Source organism: Flavobacterium sp. IMCC34852, from assembly GCF_030643905.1.
Classification (GTDB): domain Bacteria; phylum Bacteroidota; class Bacteroidia; order Flavobacteriales; family Flavobacteriaceae; genus Flavobacterium; species Flavobacterium rivulicola.
Window position 1 is genome coordinate 767582 of the sequence record NZ_CP121446.1, and the last position, 17349, is coordinate 784930.

At 40.8% G+C, this 17349-nt stretch carries 12 protein-coding genes and 1 tRNA gene; 4 read left to right on the forward strand and 9 right to left on the reverse strand.

The window, feature by feature from the left end; genetic code table 11:
• Nucleotides 1–50 precede the first annotated feature (50 nt).
• Nucleotides 51–533 (reverse strand): regulatory protein RecX, encoded by a 483-nt coding sequence (locus tag P7V56_RS03475; protein WP_171221068.1) that lies wholly within the window; start codon nt 531–533, stop codon nt 51–53.
• A 772-nt stretch (nt 534–1305) separates the two neighbouring features.
• Between P7V56_RS03475 and P7V56_RS03480 the strand changes: the two genes are divergently transcribed.
• Nucleotides 1306–7296, forward strand: a complete 5991-nt coding sequence (locus P7V56_RS03480; protein ID WP_171221067.1) for a RemA C-terminal-like gliding motility protein — start codon at nt 1306–1308, stop codon at nt 7294–7296.
• A 35-nt stretch (nt 7297–7331) separates the two neighbouring features.
• Here P7V56_RS03480 and P7V56_RS03485 read toward each other — a convergent pair whose 3' ends face one another.
• The 8 genes from P7V56_RS03485 to P7V56_RS03520 all read right to left on the reverse strand — a co-directional run bounded on the left by P7V56_RS03485 (nt 7332) and on the right by P7V56_RS03520 (nt 15907).
• Entirely contained in the window at nt 7332–8186 is an 855-nt protein-coding gene (locus P7V56_RS03485; protein WP_171221066.1) for a cupin-like domain-containing protein, read from the reverse strand.
• 100 nt (nt 8187–8286) lie between these two features.
• Nucleotides 8287–9372: a biotin synthase BioB gene (gene bioB / locus P7V56_RS03490; protein WP_171221065.1), complete on the reverse strand. Its 1086-nt coding sequence runs from the start codon at nt 9370–9372 to the stop codon at nt 8287–8289.
• A 77-nt stretch (nt 9373–9449) separates the two neighbouring features.
• A complete protein-coding gene (locus P7V56_RS03495; RefSeq protein ID WP_171221064.1) occupies nt 9450–9890 on the reverse strand; it encodes a hypothetical protein in 441 nt (146 codons plus the stop codon).
• A gap of 124 nt (nt 9891–10014) precedes the next feature.
• The gene (locus P7V56_RS03500) at nt 10015–10944 is read right to left on the reverse strand and encodes a bifunctional riboflavin kinase/FAD synthetase (protein WP_171221063.1); all 930 of its coding nucleotides are present in this window, start codon (nt 10942–10944) and stop codon (nt 10015–10017) included.
• A gap of 91 nt (nt 10945–11035) precedes the next feature.
• Nucleotides 11036–13075, reverse strand: coding sequence for a T9SS type A sorting domain-containing protein (locus tag P7V56_RS03505; RefSeq protein ID WP_171221062.1), 2040 nt, complete (start codon nt 13073–13075; stop codon nt 11036–11038).
• A gap of 250 nt (nt 13076–13325) precedes the next feature.
• Nucleotides 13326–13949 (reverse strand): aminoacyl-tRNA hydrolase, encoded by a 624-nt coding sequence (pth, locus tag P7V56_RS03510; protein WP_171221061.1) that lies wholly within the window; start codon nt 13947–13949, stop codon nt 13326–13328.
• A gap of 226 nt (nt 13950–14175) precedes the next feature.
• Entirely contained in the window at nt 14176–14784 is a 609-nt protein-coding gene (locus tag P7V56_RS03515; protein WP_171221060.1) for a 50S ribosomal protein L25/general stress protein Ctc, read from the reverse strand.
• A 181-nt stretch (nt 14785–14965) separates the two neighbouring features.
• Nucleotides 14966–15907, reverse strand: a complete 942-nt coding sequence (locus tag P7V56_RS03520; protein WP_171221059.1) for a ribose-phosphate pyrophosphokinase — start codon at nt 15905–15907, stop codon at nt 14966–14968.
• A gap of 228 nt (nt 15908–16135) precedes the next feature.
• Between P7V56_RS03520 and P7V56_RS03525 the strand changes: the two genes are divergently transcribed.
• From P7V56_RS03525 to P7V56_RS03535, 3 genes are all read left to right on the forward strand, one after another.
• Nucleotides 16136–16215 (forward strand) — tRNA-Leu (locus tag P7V56_RS03525).
• 50 nt (nt 16216–16265) lie between these two features.
• Nucleotides 16266–16514 (forward strand): GIY-YIG nuclease family protein, encoded by a 249-nt coding sequence (locus tag P7V56_RS03530; protein WP_171221058.1) that lies wholly within the window; start codon nt 16266–16268, stop codon nt 16512–16514.
• A 153-nt stretch (nt 16515–16667) separates the two neighbouring features.
• Entirely contained in the window at nt 16668–17294 is a 627-nt protein-coding gene (locus tag P7V56_RS03535) for a response regulator (RefSeq protein WP_171221057.1), read from the forward strand.
• Nucleotides 17295–17349 lie beyond the last annotated feature (55 nt).

A 17349-nucleotide genomic window follows, 5' to 3' on the forward strand; every position in this document is an offset into this window, starting at 1 on the left:
AGATATGCAATTTGTCTTCTTTTACGAATAAACAATTGATTATACAGTTGTCAGTCTGAGCCTGTCGAAGACCCAAACTCTTTCATTTTCTCGTAAACGAGATGACTTTCCCAACCTCTGCGCAATAAGTAATCACAAAACTTCTTGTTCTTTTTTTGACCTTTTCTTTCAGTTAGGCTGTGCCAATGGCGCTCGGCTAATGCGTCAAATGTGGCTTGGTATTCTTCTTCGGAGATTTCGGTTAACGCGGCTTTGATATTGGGTGCGGAAATGTGTCGCTGCTTGAGTTCGTTGATGATGCGCGTTTTACCCCAAGATTTAATGCGGTGTTTGCCACGGGCGAAACTTCGGGCGAAGCGCTCTTCGTTGAGGAAATTGTGTTGCAGCAAATGCACCACTATCACATCAATCTCCTCGCTTTTCATACCCAATAGGTACAACTTATCCACTACTTCACTATGACAACGCTCTTGGTAGGAACAGTAATATTCCAATTTAAGCGTGGCTTCGGAAAGGGTAAGTTTTTCGGTCATGGGTTTTGGTAGTAGGCGTAAAAGTAGGGAATTTTGGGGAAAGGGGAAAGGGGAAAGGGAAAAGGGATAAGGGAAGTTTTTTGTAGCAGTTTATCTTGTTACACTTTTTCACTGCCAACTGACCACTAAACACTGACCACTGACCACTGACCACTCCAAGTTGGAATCGTGCTGCTCTGCTTTAGGATTGTGCTGCTCCAAGTTAGGATAGTTGTTTCCCGGGGAGGAAAGTCTGCTCTGGGTTGGGATTGTGCTACTCTGATTTAGGATTGTGCTGCTCCAAGTTGGGATAGTGCTGTTCTGAGTTGGAATCGTGATGCTCCGGGTTGGGATTTTACTGTTTCGGGTTGGGATTGTGCTTTCCCAAGTTAGAAAACCGGTGTTTCAGATTGGGTTAGGTCTGTAGTAATCTCTTCTCGCTTACCTTTTTTACTAAACACTGACCACTGAATACTGACCACTCCAACTATCATTCAAAGGCCTACAAAAAAGCGTAAGCCAAAACACTACTCCAACCTAGGCTATCATAAGATTTAACCGATATTTTAGCCTACAACCGTTTCAATTTGAAAGCAATACCCCAAATTGTTAAAAAAAATGTTGATTACTTAATCATTTCTTAAACCAAACCCCTTGTTTTTTAGTAATTTAGATGTAGTTTTGTAGCCCCTTTTCTATCTGTCATTTCTTGGCCTTTTTTTGTGCGCCAAAAATTGTGATTTGACGTGCCCAAAATTTAACAGATGACTATGAAACTATATTTTATAATTGTATGAAATTTAAATTATTACTGGTTACTTTTTTTGCTTTAGTACTTAATTCGGTTAGTTCTTATGGGCAGGTTACCATCTTTTCAGAAAACATGGGAACGCCATCAGCAAACACAGCAATTGCTACTTATGTCGGTGGAACAGCTCCGGCAACTTTCCAAAACGTATCTACTTTAACTTATACAGGAGTTGGAACAACAGATGTGAGAACTTCTACACCTTCTACTGGTTATGCGGGTGCGTCTGGAAATGGAAATGTGTTTATAACAAGCACTATAGGAAATTCTTTCCAGATTTCCGGTATTAATACCTCTGGTTATACATCTTTGTCTTTATCTTTTGGGCAGCATAAGAGTACAACAGGGAGTACAGGTTCAGATCTTTTAGTTGAAGTTAGTTCAGATGGAACAACGTATACAGCACTAACTTATACAAGAGCAACTGGTACAGGAACTGCTGTTTGGGCTTTGGTTACTCCAACCGGAACTATTCCTTCAACGACGAATTTAAGAATTAGATTTAGACAAACTGCTACTGCGACTCAATACAGAATTGACGACGTAGTTTTAACAGGAACGGTAGCCGGAATTGTGAGTATCGCTTCAGGAAACTGGAGTGACCCTGCCACTTGGACCGGAGGCAATGTGCCTGATCCCAGTGAAAATGCTATCATTCAAAACGGTCACGTAGTAACCATGGACAGCGCCACTTATAACATTAGAAATGCCAATACTACTGTTGATGCCGGTGGTACATTGGCCACGAACTTAACTTTTACCAATAACGGAATCGCTACCATCAACGGAACGTTTCAAATCAATGCCGGTGGTTACGCTGATGGGACTAATTTGTCTTATGGGACCAATGGGACACTCAACTTTAATACGGGCTGGACTTACAACGTTGCGAATACGCATACTTATTGGCCGGCTGCTGTTGGTGCTCCAAAGAATGTAAACATTGCTTCGGGCACTACGGTGGTAATGGCTATCAATGCTTACCGTGCCATTAGTACCGGTGGTGTGTTGAGCATAGCCGGTGCTTTAACTTTGACCACCAATCCAACCATTACCGTTAACGGAACTTTGCGTTTGGATGCCGGAGGGTATTTGAACGCAGGTGCTATGCCAATTTACGGTAATGCCTCGACTTTGCTTTACAATACCGGAGGCACTTATGGTCGCGGTTTAGAGTGGAATGCAGCCGGAGTAGGTACTATCGGCACTACGCCGGGGTATCCGAATCATGTACAAATCAGCAACAATACTACGATTAATTATATCAACGGTGCGGCTTCGGGTGCTGTAGGGTCTAAAGCCATAGCCGGTAATTTGACTATCGATGCCGGTAGTGCTTTACACATGGATTATGGCAGTGTGTCGGCCGGAGGCGAATTAGTAGTAGCCGGAAATATAACCAATGCCGGAACCCTAACTTTAGGATTTGCCGTAGGCGATGATTTGCGAGTAACCGGAAACTTAACCAATACCGGGACTTTCAACGGCAGCAACAGAGCGGTTTATTTTAACCGAACCGGAACCCAAATTGTTACATCGGCAGCAGGAATAACCATTCCGTATTTGCGCACCGCCGGTAGCGGAACAACGGTGCAATTCACCGCCGGAACCAATGTCGTAGTATCGGCAGCTTTAACCGGAAATGCGGTTGTTTTTGGCAGCGCTTCGGATGTGATTGATCTTAACGGAAATACCTTAACCATAGGAACAGCCTCCGTAGCCAATGTCATCGTAGGAACCGGAACTTTCAAAGGAAGTACGACTTCTAACCTAACATTATTAGGAACGGGCAGTATTGGAACAGTCTATTTTACGACCGGTTTCCAAAACTTGGGCACCTTTACCGTAAACAGAACTTCGGGCGCTGTGGCTTGTGTGTTGGGGTCGCCTTTAGCAGTCAATACATCTTTGGCCTTGACCAATGGTATTGTTGATTTAGGGAATAACCCAATGACCATCGGCGCTTCGGGAACGATTACCGGTGCTTCTTCGAGTAACTTTATCATAGCCGATGTGGCGAATGGAGCGAGTGTTGCTTTGCGCAAAACTTTATCAGCGGCCGGAACCTTTACTTTCCCTATAGGCGATAGTGCTGCTTCGGCAGACGGTATGCAATATTCACCGGTAACCGTGGTTTTCTCCGGTGGAACTTATGGCGGTTATGCCGGATTTGCCGTAAATGATATTAAAGAACCCAATTTAGATGCTTCAACCCATTATATCACACGTTATTGGAAAGTGACTACTTCGGGAATCGCACCAACCACTTATGCCGTTACGGGAACTTACTTGCCGGTAGATGTAGTAGGAACAGAAGCGACTTGTCAATCCAACCAATGGAACGGCGCGAGCTGGACCAATGGTGGAGCACCGGTTACCACCAATACCATGAGCATTACTTGCAATACTTTCCCGGCGACCAATCATTTAACTGCCGGTGCCAGAGACCGCGAGATTAATGTAGTACAAGTAGCAACCAATTATTTAAACGGAAGCACTTATGATTTTGGAACAGTATTGACAAGTGCTACTTTAGATGTGGTGTTTACCATTCAAAACTTAGGACAACAAACCATCACGCTAACCAATCCTGCCCCAACGATTTCGGGTAATCCTCCTTATTCGGTATTTGCTAATTATTCGGGAGCTACAGTGCCAATTATCAGCGGAACTACGCCGGGCACGAGAACATTTACCATTCGTTTTGCACCAACTGCAGCAGGTACATTTACCGGAAGTGCAACCATCATTAACAATGATTCGAATGAGAATCCGTATGTAATCAACTTCACCGGAGTGGGACAATTGCCACAGCCGGATATCAATCTTCAGGGATTGGGCAACAATATTGCGCCGGGCAATACGCCGGTAGGAACAGACAATACCTTATTTGCCGCGCAGGCGATAGGCTCAACGTCAGCCGCCAATACTTTTACGATACAAAACTTAGGAACTGCCGGATTGAATTTGTCAGGCTTGAGTCCGTATGTGACTTTAGGTGGTGCTAATCCGAGCGATTTTGCAATAGTGGCTGTGCCTTCTAATAGTGTGGGTGTAGGTTCTTCGACCACTTTTACTATTACTTTTACGCCAACTTTTTCAGGCACCAGAACGGCAACGGTAACCATTGCCAGTAATGATCCTGATGAGCCAAGCTATACCTTCAACATCAGCGGAACAGGAACTTGTACGGCTTTTGCGACCATTAGTACCGTAACGCCGGCCTCTGGACCGGTTGGAACGAATGTTACCATCACAGCAAGTTCGGGAGATTTAACCGGAACTACAGTTGCTTTTAATAGTATTCCGGCAACAATAATATCAAGTTCAGCCACTCAATTAGTGGTTACAGTGCCTGCGGGTGCTATAACAGGCAACATTAATATTACCAAAACTGCCACAGGTTGTATACTATCTTCTGCTTATACAGTAACCAATATTACCGGAGTTTGTGCCGGTTTGACCAATTTAATCATGACCGAAATCTATGATCAGGATGGCGGAAGTTTAGGTTATATTGAAGTGTATAATGGTACCGGAGCTACCATAGATTTGACCTCCTATTTCATCAGAAGATATGCGGATAATGCAGCTTTAATAGCCAATAGTTATACCGATTACGCTTTTGCACCAAGCATCACTTCTATTGCTAACGGAGAAGTAAAATATGGTAGAATCAGTAATGATGCCAATACGGCTTCACCCGATTTTGATTACAGCACACCCGGGTTTGCGGGGATTAACGGAGATGATATTTTTCATTTGTACCAAGGAACGACTTTGGTGGATGTTTATATAGTGCCTAACAATACGATTGGTTATACTGCCAAAAGAAATACTAATACGGCAGGACCAAACACCAGCAGCACGCCAAGTGATTGGACACATACTACTACTGAAACTTTAGCCGATTTGGGCACGTTTGTTTACACCGGACCACTTTCTACAGTACCAACTGTAACTACTGATCCTGTAGATGTGACGACTTGTAATACTACGGCAACCTTTACCGCTGGCGCTACTGCGGGGCCAGGTGCCGGGACTTTGAGTTACCAATGGTACTATAACTCGGGTACCGCTTCGGGATGGACGGCTGTTGCGGCTAGTTCCTTAACCGGTGTTGCGGCAACGAATTTTAACACCAATACTTTAACGCTTACCGGAGCAATAGGTGCTTTTAGCGGGTATCAGTTTTACTGTCAGGTAACCCAAAATACGACTTGTAATGTGGCTTCAGATGCAGCGCAGTTGATGGTCGATGCTACCGTTTGGAGCGGAACAGCATGGAGTAACGGTGCACCTGATTTAACAACAGGAGTAGTGATTGCCGGAAATTATGATACAGCCACCGACGGCAGTTTTGAAGCTTGTAGTGTAACCATTAATCCTGCGGTGACTTTAGACATCAATCCGAATGACCATGTGGCCATTCAAAATAATTTATACGTGAATGCTACGGGAACTTTATTGGTACAAAATAACGGTTCGTTAGTCATGATTGACGATGCAGGAGTAGTAACCAATAACGGAACCACCAACGTAATCAGAACTACTGCGCCATTCGAATTATATGATTATACATATTGGTCTTCACCGGTAAACGGTGCCAATATCACCAGTACATTTATAGGTTGGAGAACTGATTATTCTTTTGAGTTTAATGCAGCCAATTATTCTGATTTGAATACCATAGATTATTACGGAACCGTAACGGCTGCCGGAGTGCCGGACAGTTTTGACGATTTCGCACCATGGGCATGGTTGCCTTACACCGGAAACATGACCAACGGAAAAGGCTATGCCATTATGGGACCAACCGGATTGGCTTTTGCGCCGAGTGCTACTACTACGGTGACTTTTTCCGGACCGGTAAACAATGGAGTTATTCAGATTCCAATTGTGGAAAGCGGTAATGCGGCGAACACGGCAGATGATTTTAACTTGATAGGAAATCCATACGCTTCGGCTATTTTTGCGGATGATTTTATTACGACCAACGGAACCAAAACTTCGGGAAGTTTGTATTTCTGGACGCATGTGGATGATGTTTCGGTTTCTAATCCGGGACCAAGTTTGTATAACTTTATCACTGATGATTATGCGGTTTACAATTTGTCGGGAGGAACGCGAGCCAGTTTTACCGGTAGCGCGGTGCCAACGGGTTATATTGCTTCGGCTCAGGGATTCTTTGTAGAAGCACAAGGCAACAATACTCTGACGTTTAACAACGCCATGAGAGATAAAGATTATGACAATGACCAGTTTTTCAGAACGGCGCAACCTCAAGCAGCGGAAAAAGACAGATTGTGGTTGAATTTGAGAAATGGAGATGGAATGTTTGGTCAATTGTTGGTGGCTTATTTGCCACAATCTACACTAGACTTTGATTGGGCTTATGATGCTAGAGTAAACCAAAGCAACAATTATTTGAGTTTCTATACTTTAGGGAATAATGAGAAGTATAAAATTCAGGCCAGATCTAATTTTGTGGAGTCTGATATTGTTCCGATTGGGTATTTTAGTTCGGTTGACGGTGAGTTCAGCATTAGCATTGACCAACAAGAAGGCGTTTTCAACAGCGAGGCCACTAATATATATATAGAAGATTTAGCCTTGAATATTATACACGATTTAAAAGCGGCACCTTATACTTTTACCACAGTAAACGGTAAGTTTGACAACCGATTCTTGTTGCGTTATACCAATGGTTCTGCCTTAGACAACCCTGATTTTGATACGTTAAACAACAGTGTTGTGGTGGCGGCCAATCAAGGAGAATTAATGATAAAGTCGTATTTGCAAACTATAAACGAAGTGATTGTTTACGATGTGTTAGGAAGACAATTGTACCAAGCCAAAGGTATTGGTGCTAATGATTTTGTAGCCAACAACATCACGTTGAGCCAACAATCATTAATCGTAAAAATCAAGCTCGAAAGCGGTACAGTGATTACCAAAAAGATACTAATGAATTAAAAAAAGCGGCTCAGAAATGAGCCGCTTTTTTTAACCTATTTATTAGTGTTGACTATAGCTTGGTTGTTTTTATAATCAATCCATTTTTGACCTTTCCATTGGCGCATGAGATTGTCAAAGTTACGCATGATAAATACGTTGTAGGCTGCTTTTGACAGATTGGTGAGGCTTCTCGGAAAAGCTCTTAAACTCATTGAGAATCCGGGCGTGACATACTTCATATAATGCCAATACCCTTCGGGCATGTAAAGCATTTCGCCGTGTTTTAAATCAGTGACTAAGCCTTTGGCTTTTTTCAAAGCCGGCCATTTGTCAAAGTCGGGATTATCAAAATCGATGTCTTCTCTAGAGATGAGAGCGTGAGGGACTTTGTATAAATACGGCGTTTGATCAGGTGCAAAAAGCACACATCTTTTTTGACCATGAAAGTGAAAATGCAGGATGTTAGAATAATCAATATCATAATGCATAAACACTTTTGAGTTTTCGCCTCCAAAGAAAAGCATCGGCAATTGTTTGACTAATTTTAGTCCGATATCCGGCCAAACAAAATCATTTTTCAGTACCGGAACTTCTTTCATCAAATTGTATAAAAAGATGCGATAATTGGTTGGCTTGGCATTGAGTAAATCGATATAATCACTCATTTTCATTTGGGCATGAGCTTCGTTAAATCCATCTTTGTGCGAAACCGGGCGGTCATCATAAAGCGGCACAATTTTATCGCCGGCAACTTCTTTAATGTAGGCTAAATTCCACTTTTCATAGGCCGGCCAATCGGCAGTGAGTTGCTCAATAACCAACGGCTTTTGTTTTTTTACATAGTGATTGTAAAAATCTTCTTTTGAAATAGTTTTTACGCGTTCAATTTCTGTAAGTGCTAGTGACATAGACTGTTTGGTAAAATATAAAAAAAGCTCCCATCAAAACATGATGAGAGCAAAGTTATAAAAAGCTTTAAAAACTATTCTTTTTTTAGAAAAAGTTAACTTATTTTCCTTTGTTAGAAGCTTCTAAATTGCGTTCAATTTGGTGACCCGGACGCGTCCATTTTGGTTTTTCTCCCAAGGATTGAAACTGCGAATCTTCGGCTTCAACGGTTTTAGGTTGCATGATTTTGATGAAGGGTTTTTGCGGAAGCAAACCAAGAGTTTCAAACATTTTCATGTCTTCATTCACATCAGGGTTTGGTGTGGTCAATAATTTATCGCCTGCAAAAATCGAATTCGCACCGGCAAAGAAACACATAGCTTGACCTTCGCGAGACATTTCGGTTCTTCCGGCAGAAAGGCGTACTTGGGTTTCGGGCATTACGATACGGGTAGTGGCTACCATTCGAATCATTTCCCAAATTTCAACCGGTTTTTCGTTTTCCATCGGTGTGCCTTCAACGGCTACTAAGGCATTAATCGGCACGGATTCCGGTTGCGGATTTAAAGTAGACAATGCTACTAACATTCCGGCTCTGTCTTCGATGCTTTCGCCCATTCCGATAATACCGCCACTGCATACCGTAACATTGGTTTTGCGGACGTTTTCTATGGTTTGCAAACGGTCTTCAAAACCGCGGGTTGAAATCACTTCTTTATAATAATCTTCAGAGGTATCCAGGTTGTGGTTGTAAGCATATAAACCGGCTTCGGCTAATCGTTGTGCTTGATTTTCGGTTAACATTCCGAGAGTACAGCATACTTCCATATCCAGTTTGTTGATGGTTCTCACCATTTCCAATACTTGGTCAAACTCTTCACCGTCTTTAACATTGCGCCAAGCAGCACCCATACAAACTCTCGAAGAACCGTTAGATTTGGCTCTAAGCGCTTGTGCTTTAACTTGGCTCACGGTCATCAAATCGTTGCCTTGAATATCGGTATGATAGCGAGCAGCTTGCGGACAATAACCACAATCTTCGGGACAACCGCCGGTTTTGATAGAGAGTAAAGTGGAAACCTGAACTACATTAGGATCGTGATGTTCACGGTGTACAGAAGCAGCTTCGTAAAGCAAATCCATTAAGGGTTTGTTGTATATGGCGATGATTTCTTCTTTGGTCCAATTGTGTTTAGTAATGCTCATAGGTAACATTTTATGTTGCCCCAAAAGTAGTCAATTTGTAATTAAGTTACAATTTGAAAAACAATAAAAGACGCTGATTAATCCTGTGCAGCCGTTTTGCTTCTGAAAAGTTGCATGGCTACAAAAACGACAATTACGCCTGAAGCAATTCCTTCAAACAATAGACCAATAGCGTATTCGTTGGCTGTTGGGCTTCCGCCGAAAAGAAATTCTCCTGAAAGATTGCTGACATACTCATTTCCGCCTCGGGCATAAATATAAGTCAGCAAACCGATAACGCTGAGTAAAACACCCGTAATAGCGGTTGTGCCTGCCGAAAGCAAATTAGAAACATAACCGGTTTTGCCTTCTTTGAAGTTGGATTGTAGTGTTCTGCTTACGCCATAGTAAACAAAGGCAGCGTTGAGCATTCTGAGGTAAATGACTTTAGACAAACCGAAGAACTCCATAATTAAAAAATAAAGGGCAATTCCGGCAAAGATCAGGATTCCGTTGACTATTTCTTTAGGTAGTTTCATCTTGATAGGGTTTAAAGGGATAATTAAACAAGTCTATCAAAATTAAGAAATTATCTGTAAAAATTTAATTATTTAACAGAAAAGAAAGTTTAGATTCAGTAAAATCAAATAAATATTAAATTATTTATAGTCGGCTGATGTGTTCTTGTGCGGTCAGTTTGTCAAGAGCCAACTGGCTTTTCAGCGCGTCTAAAGAGTCAAATTTTTGTTCATCACGCATTCTTTTCAGTAGTGAAACAGTGATGGTTTGACCATAAAGGTCTTCGTTAAAATCGAATAAATTGATTTCAATGGTTTGGGTAGTGCCGTTCACCGTAGGCCGATTTCCGATATTCATCATGCCGTAAACTGTTTGTTGGTTGTGTTGGCATTTGGCTACATAAACTCCGTTTTTAGGGATGAGTTTATAGTCTTCTTCGATGGTAATGTTGGCTGTTGGGTAACCGATGGTTCTGCCCAGTTGTTGGCCTTTGGTTACGATTCCGGTCAATGAATAATCATAGCCCAAATACTCGTTGGCCAATTCAATTTGACCTTCGCTTAAAGCGGTTCTGATTTTGGTGGAACTCACGGAAACAGCATTGATTTCTTGTACTGAAATTTGTTCCACTTCAAAGCCGTAGGTTTGGCCAAATTCAATCAGGTCATTAATGTCGGCCGTTCGGTTTCTTCCGAAACGATGGTCATAACCTATAATGATTTTCTTTAGTTTAAAAGTATCGACTAAAACCTGTTTGACAAAATCTTCGGCAGTTAGTCTCGAAAACTCTTTATCAAAAGGATGTACTACCAAATGGTCAACGCCTAAGTTGGCTAATAAGGCTATTTTTTCATTTAAGGTGTTGAGTTGTTTCATCTCGGTTCCTTCTTGGAGAACCATTCTTGGATGCGGAAAAAAAGTCAGCACTAAACTTTCACACTCATTTATTTTTGCCGAAGTGATAATTTGGTCCAATATTTTTTGGTGGCCAAGGTGCACACCGTCAAATGTACCAATGGTAACGATAGTTTGGCCGTTGGGTTTGAAGGAATGAATAGAATGATGTGTTTTCAACCGTTGATTTTTTACAAAAGTAAATTTTATTTTAAAAGAAAAGAGGATTGAAAATGAATTCAATCCTCTTTTTTAGTTTTGCGGCTATTAATTATTCTTTAATAAAACGCAATGTTTTGCTTTGTGTACCGTTAGAAACAGTGATTAAATAAACACCGCTGCTGTAATTTGTAGTATCAATAGATAAATCGTCAGCAGTTGTTATATTTTTTTGGGTGATTGTTTGACCTAAATAATTGTAAACAGTAACGTTTTTAACCAATTCAACTCCGGTAGGTACCGCAATGTTTAATACACTTTTAGTTGGGTTAGGGTAAACATAAATATCGTTTAAGGTTTCGAAAGTTTCGTTGCTTAACACGTTAACTGTAAATACTTTGCTATCTGTACTGGTAAATGATGCACCGTTAGCCACTACAATTGTACCATCAGTTGATTTGATGTCATAATAACCACTACCATAGTTACAACAAATTCCGTCACCATAAGAATCGTTAATGGTAAAGGTATAACAATTGTTGTTAGCCAATGTCCAGTTTTGGGTAAAGATGGCAGGAAGTGCTGCTGTATCTGTATACGGACCGCCACTGTATAAAATAGTTCCGGCTTGATTTTTTAAGTTCCAAGTAGTTTCTGAACCATACAAATCTCTTTGTAATCTAAATACATAATTATTGATAGTGTAGTTCGTTGGTCCGGCAGGAACAGTATAAGCTGCTGAAACGCTGTTGTTTGAAGCTCTTTGGTCAGTTACACCATTAGCGGTTGTAATAGTACCATTAAATGTTCCGTTAGTTCCGTTAGTTACCGGCATGTCAAAAGTAGCAAATTTGTTTGGTGCTAAATTTCCTGTCCAAGGGTAAGTATAGTTAGTTCCGCCATTAATGTTATAAGAAATAACGGCTGAAGTTAAATTAGCTGTTCCTCGGTTGTAGATGGTAACTTTTATGGTTGGTGAACTACCGCCACCACAAGCGCCACCGGCTGAAGCACAAACGTTTTCCAATTTCAATTCAGCATCGTTAGTGAATAGAGGAATGGCTTGGTCTCTTGTTGATGTTTTTAACGTAAGTCTTCGGGTTGCGTTGTTCATTACGGTTGTAATTCTGGCTTTTTGGTCTACAGTAAAGATGTTCATACAAGCATCATCAGTGTAATCCATATAGTTTTCAATCATGTCATTACCCGGTTGTGTGGTACATGAGTTAGTTCCTGTAGGGCAACCATAGTTGGGAGCAGCAGCTCTGGGAGTATCATTACAATAATCATCGGCAACACAGGCTGTTCCGTCTTCAGCCCAAATGTGACGCAATCCTAAAAAGTGGCCTACTTCGTGTGTCATGGTACGACCTTTATCAAAAGAAGTGTCGCCGTAAAGTCCGGTTGGGAAAATATTTCTTGAACCGAAATAAGAATAATTAGCCACAACACCATCAGTATTGGCTGATCCGCCATTAGTATTTAAACCGGTTAGTGTTGAGTTGCTTGGGAATTGAGCATATCCTAAAAGTGAACCGTCAGAGAATTGTACACTCCACATGTTCATATATTGAGTTGGGTCCCAAATCGTACTTGGTTTCACTGTGCTGTTGATGGCTGCAGTTGACCAAGAAGCTTCACAAAGATTGTGTCTTACAATTCCGTTAGTTGGGTTTCCGTTAGGATCTACTTTAGCCAAAGCAAATTGAACCATAGTGTCTGCTCCAACCGCATTAGAGTTAAAACCCGGAGTTCCTGACAAACGTCTGAAATCTTGATTCATTACGGTGATTTGCGACTCTACTTGACCATCTTGGATGTTAGGAGCAGTACCAAGAGCTTGACCGCTGTGGATAACGTGAACTACTACAGGAATAGTGATAATACCACCTGATTCAGAACGGAATTCCGGACTGTTTTTGTATCGTTCAACTAGCGGAGATAGCCAAGCTTCAAATTCAGCATCTGACATTCTTTTCGGATCATTCTCCTGAAGGAAATGCTCATATTCTGTTGACGCACAACGAATCAATCCTTGCGGAGAAACATTGGTGGCCGGTTTTCCAAAAACGGTTTTTTGTTTTGCTTCTTGACTGTATCCTATAGCTAGGGAAAACAGCAGAAACAAAGACATCATTGTAATTTTTTTCATGATTTTTAGTTTATTGAGTAATAAGATGTTGTAAATAGCCGATAAAAGTAAAAAAAAAAGATTCTTGAACGAAAAAAAACCATTAAAAATTGTTTAAACCCAGCAACTTTGTTCTTTTAATTCGTAATAATTTACGGAAAAATAAAATTTAGCCATTATTTTACCACAAAATTGAAACGGGAGGAGTTTTCGGATAAGATTATTGCGGCGTATTTTAAGGATTGATTTCTTGTAGCGTATTCGTTTTGAGCTACTTCCCGTTAAAATTATTCATGGTGTTGTTTAAACCGGCTAAGGCAAAAGATTCTATGATTTCTTTGGCTTTTTCGTAGCGTTCCGGTAGTTTGTTTTTTTCTTCTTCGGTCCACTCGCCTAAAACGTAATCTACTTGTTGTCCTTTTTTGAATTCGTCACTGATGCCAAAACGAAAACGCGGGTATTCGGAAGAGTTTAAAACGAGTTGGATGTTTTTTAAACCGTTGTGTCCGCCGTCGCTACCTTTGGCTTTGATGCGTATGGTGCCAAAAGGCAAATTCAAATCATCGGTAATCACCAAAACGTTTTCTTTGGCGATGTTTTCTTTTTCCATCCAATATTGCACCGCTTTACCACTTAAATTCATGTAAGTGTTGGGTTTCAAAAGGATTAGCTTTCTACCTTTGATGTTGTATTCTGTTATCGTTCCCAGTTTGGCCGTTTCAAAAGACAAGTTTTCTTTTTGTGCCACGTAATCTAAGACTTTAAAACCAATGTTGTGGCGGGTATTGACATATTCGGCACCGATGTTGCCCAGTCCGACGATAAGGTATTTCTTCATTTCCGGTATGTTTTCAGAAGTTGTAGTAGTAGTAAATAATTGGGTCAACCATTTCATGAGACAAAAGTAGCTAATTTGGAAATAAGTTAATTTGAAAATTTGTTTCCCAAAGTTTATAAAGCGCCTTTTGCTTATCATTTAGCCCCGATTGCAGCGGCTACCACGTAGCGCGAAAAGCGGGAATATGGCCCCGAAGCTTCGGGGTAAGAATGCCCGAGCCTTTCGCTCCTCAATAAAAAAGCCCCGTTTTTCAACGAGGCTTTCGGTATAAATTGGAAATGAATTATTTTTTCTTTCCTTTTGCCGGAGCTTTGGCTGCTTTGGCTGCTTCTTGAGCGGCTTTCATAGCGGCACGTGAAATCTTCACTTGACAAACCACGGTGTTGTCCGGGTGCATCAATTTGAAGTTGTTAGTCTCCAATTTGGTAACGTATAATTTGTTACCCATTTGCAATTCAGAGATGTTAGCTTCAACATAATCCGGAAGATTTTTTGGTAAAGCTTTTACTTTTAATCTTCTTTGGTTCAAACGCAAATCACCACCTAACAAAACCCCTGGTGAAGTACCTGTAATTTTCACAGGAACCTCCATAGTGATTTCTTTGCTTTCGTTTAATTGAAAGAAATCAATGTGTAAAATTTTGTCAGACACCGGGTGAAACTGAATGTCTTGAAGAATAACATTGGTAGTTTTTCCAGCCAAATCAACCACAACTGTGTGTGCGTTTGGAGTGTAAACCAAGCCTTTGAATGCTTTTTCTTCTGCTGCAAAATGCTGTGGTGTAGTTCCTCCGTAAATAACGCAAGGGACCATTCCAGCATCACGTAAGGCTTTAGTAGCTTTTTTGCCTACGCTTTCTCTTTCTTGTCCTTTAATCGTAATCGATTTCATTGTAAAAATATATAGTTAATAAATAAAATACTTTTTTGAGCTGACCGCTATTGGCTGTTAGCTTTTTTTTGGCGTTCCCCTTCGGGTCAGGCTTTCCGCAGTACAGGGTACTTGCTCCAATCCTTAACGCAATCTTTTTTTACATCAAGTCAGCTAATTGCTAACCGGTGAAAGCTGACCGCTACATCAAAAACTTCCCACTGATGGAATTGTTGTGTTGCACCATGTGCATTACTTCAGCGAAGAGCGGTGCACAACTCACCACTTTTATTTTGTTCGATTCTTTCTTTAACGGAATAGAATCGGTTACTATTAATTCTAATAATTTAGAGTTTTCTATTTTCTCATACGCTTCTCCCGAAAGGATGGCGTGAGTACATATCGCTCTAACACTTATGGCGCCTTTCTCCATCATCAAATCGGCGGCTTTAGCCAGTGTTCCTCCGGTGTCGATCATATCGTCTACCAAAATCACGTTTCTGCCTTTTACTTCCCCAATCAATTCCATCGTATCAATTACGTTGGCTGCTTTTCTTTGTTTGTAACAAATTACCACGTCTGATTCTAAAAACTTAGAGTAAGCGTAAGCTCTTTTTGAACCGCCCATGTCCGGAGAAGCAATTGTTAAATTTTCTAACTGCAAGCTCTTTACATAAGGTAAAAAGATAGTCGAAGCAAACAAATGGTCCACCGGTTTTTCAAAGAAACCTTGAATCTGATCGGCATGTAAATCCATCGTCATGATTCGAGTGGCGCCGGCAGTTTCCAATAATTTGGCTACTAATTTGGCTCCAATCGGCACTCTTGGTTTGTCTTTACGGTCTTGTCTGGCCCAACCAAAGTAAGGAATTACCGGAGTAATGTGTCGGGCTGACGCTCTTTTCGCAGCATCAATCATTAACAATAGCTCCATTAAATTATCGGCACTAGGAAAAGTAGAACAGACAATAAAAACGCGTAATCCTCTAATGGATTCTTCAAACGAAGGCTGAAACTCGCCATCACTATATCTTGAGAACGTAACTTTACCTAGCGGAATGCCATAGTTTTCAGCTATTTGTTCGGCTAAGTGGACGCTTTGTGAACAGGCAAATATCTTTGCTTCGGGCTCTAAATGCGACATTGTAATTCTTGTTGTTATTCCGCCGCGCCTATACAATTTGGCTTTGACCGTAGTCTGAAGCTTTCAGCATATAATTGCCTCGGAAGTAGTTAGTTAGTTGTGTGTTGCTTTAACGCGGTGCAAATTTAGAAATTAAATCCGACTCTGAAAGTATTTTTTTAGCTATTTTTTTGATGGTATGACAAAAATTTATTTACATTTGCACCCACAAAACACAAATGCCTTAATGCCCGGATGGCGGAATTGGTAGACGCGCACGACTCAAACTCGTGTTCTTAGGAGTGTGGGTTCGATTCCCACTCCGGGTACAAATGAAAAACCTCTCAGTAATGGGAGGTTTTTTTGTTTAAATTTGATTATGTTTTATATATATGCCATATCAAGTTTGAATAGAAATTATATTTATGTTGGGTTAACTGACAATATAGAAAGGAGATTTATGGAACATAATTCAGGAAAAAATAAAACAACAAAACCTTATTTACCATTTCAAGTAATTTACACAGAAGAATTCGAAACCAGAGTGGAGGCAAGAATCCGTGAAAAATATTATAAATCAGGAATTGGAAAAGAAAAGCTGAAGCAGATACGTGAACAGAGAGGATAAAAGGTTCGACCTGCCTGCCGGCAGGCAGGTTCCCACTCCGGGTACAAAAAGAAAAACCTCTCAGTAATGGGAGGTTTTTTTCTTTTCTACGCCTATTTACGTATTTCAACATAAAATTACTATTTTTATCTTGCTGAGGTAAATCAAGCCAAGATGAAAAAGCGCATTTGCATAGTAGAAGACGACAGAGACTTAAGAGAAGCTTTGTGCATGATGATTCAGTTTACCGAACATTATGAACTCGCCGGAAGTTTTGAAAATGCTGAAAAAGCACTTCAGTTTTTGCCCGAAACCGAACCGGACGCCATATTAATGGATATCAATTTGCCCGGTGAAAACGGCATACAATGCGTTACCAAACTCAAAAATATCAATCCCGATTATTTGGTTTTAATGTGTACTTCATATGAAGATGATGAAAAAATTTTCAAAAGCTTGGAAGTGGGTGCCAGTGGCTATATACTAAAAACCGAAGGTCCGGCCAAGATTATCAATGCTTTAGATGAATTGTTTGAAGGCGGAAGTCCAATGAGCAGTAGCATTGCTCGAAAAGTGGTCGCCAGTTTTTCTAAAATGGAATCCCAAAACCGTCTGACGGAGACGCTCACTGCTCGTGAAAAAGAAATATTGGAGTTGTTGGCCAAAGGCCAAATGAACAAAGAAGTCGCCAATCAGCTCGATATCAGTACCGGGACTGTGCGCAAACACATCCAGAATATTTATGAAAAACTACATGTAAATACTCGTGTAGAAGCGGTAAACCTTTATTTAAAACGATAATTTATCGCTTATGAAATCTTATGTTCAACTATTTGTTCTCTTGTTGTGCCTGAAT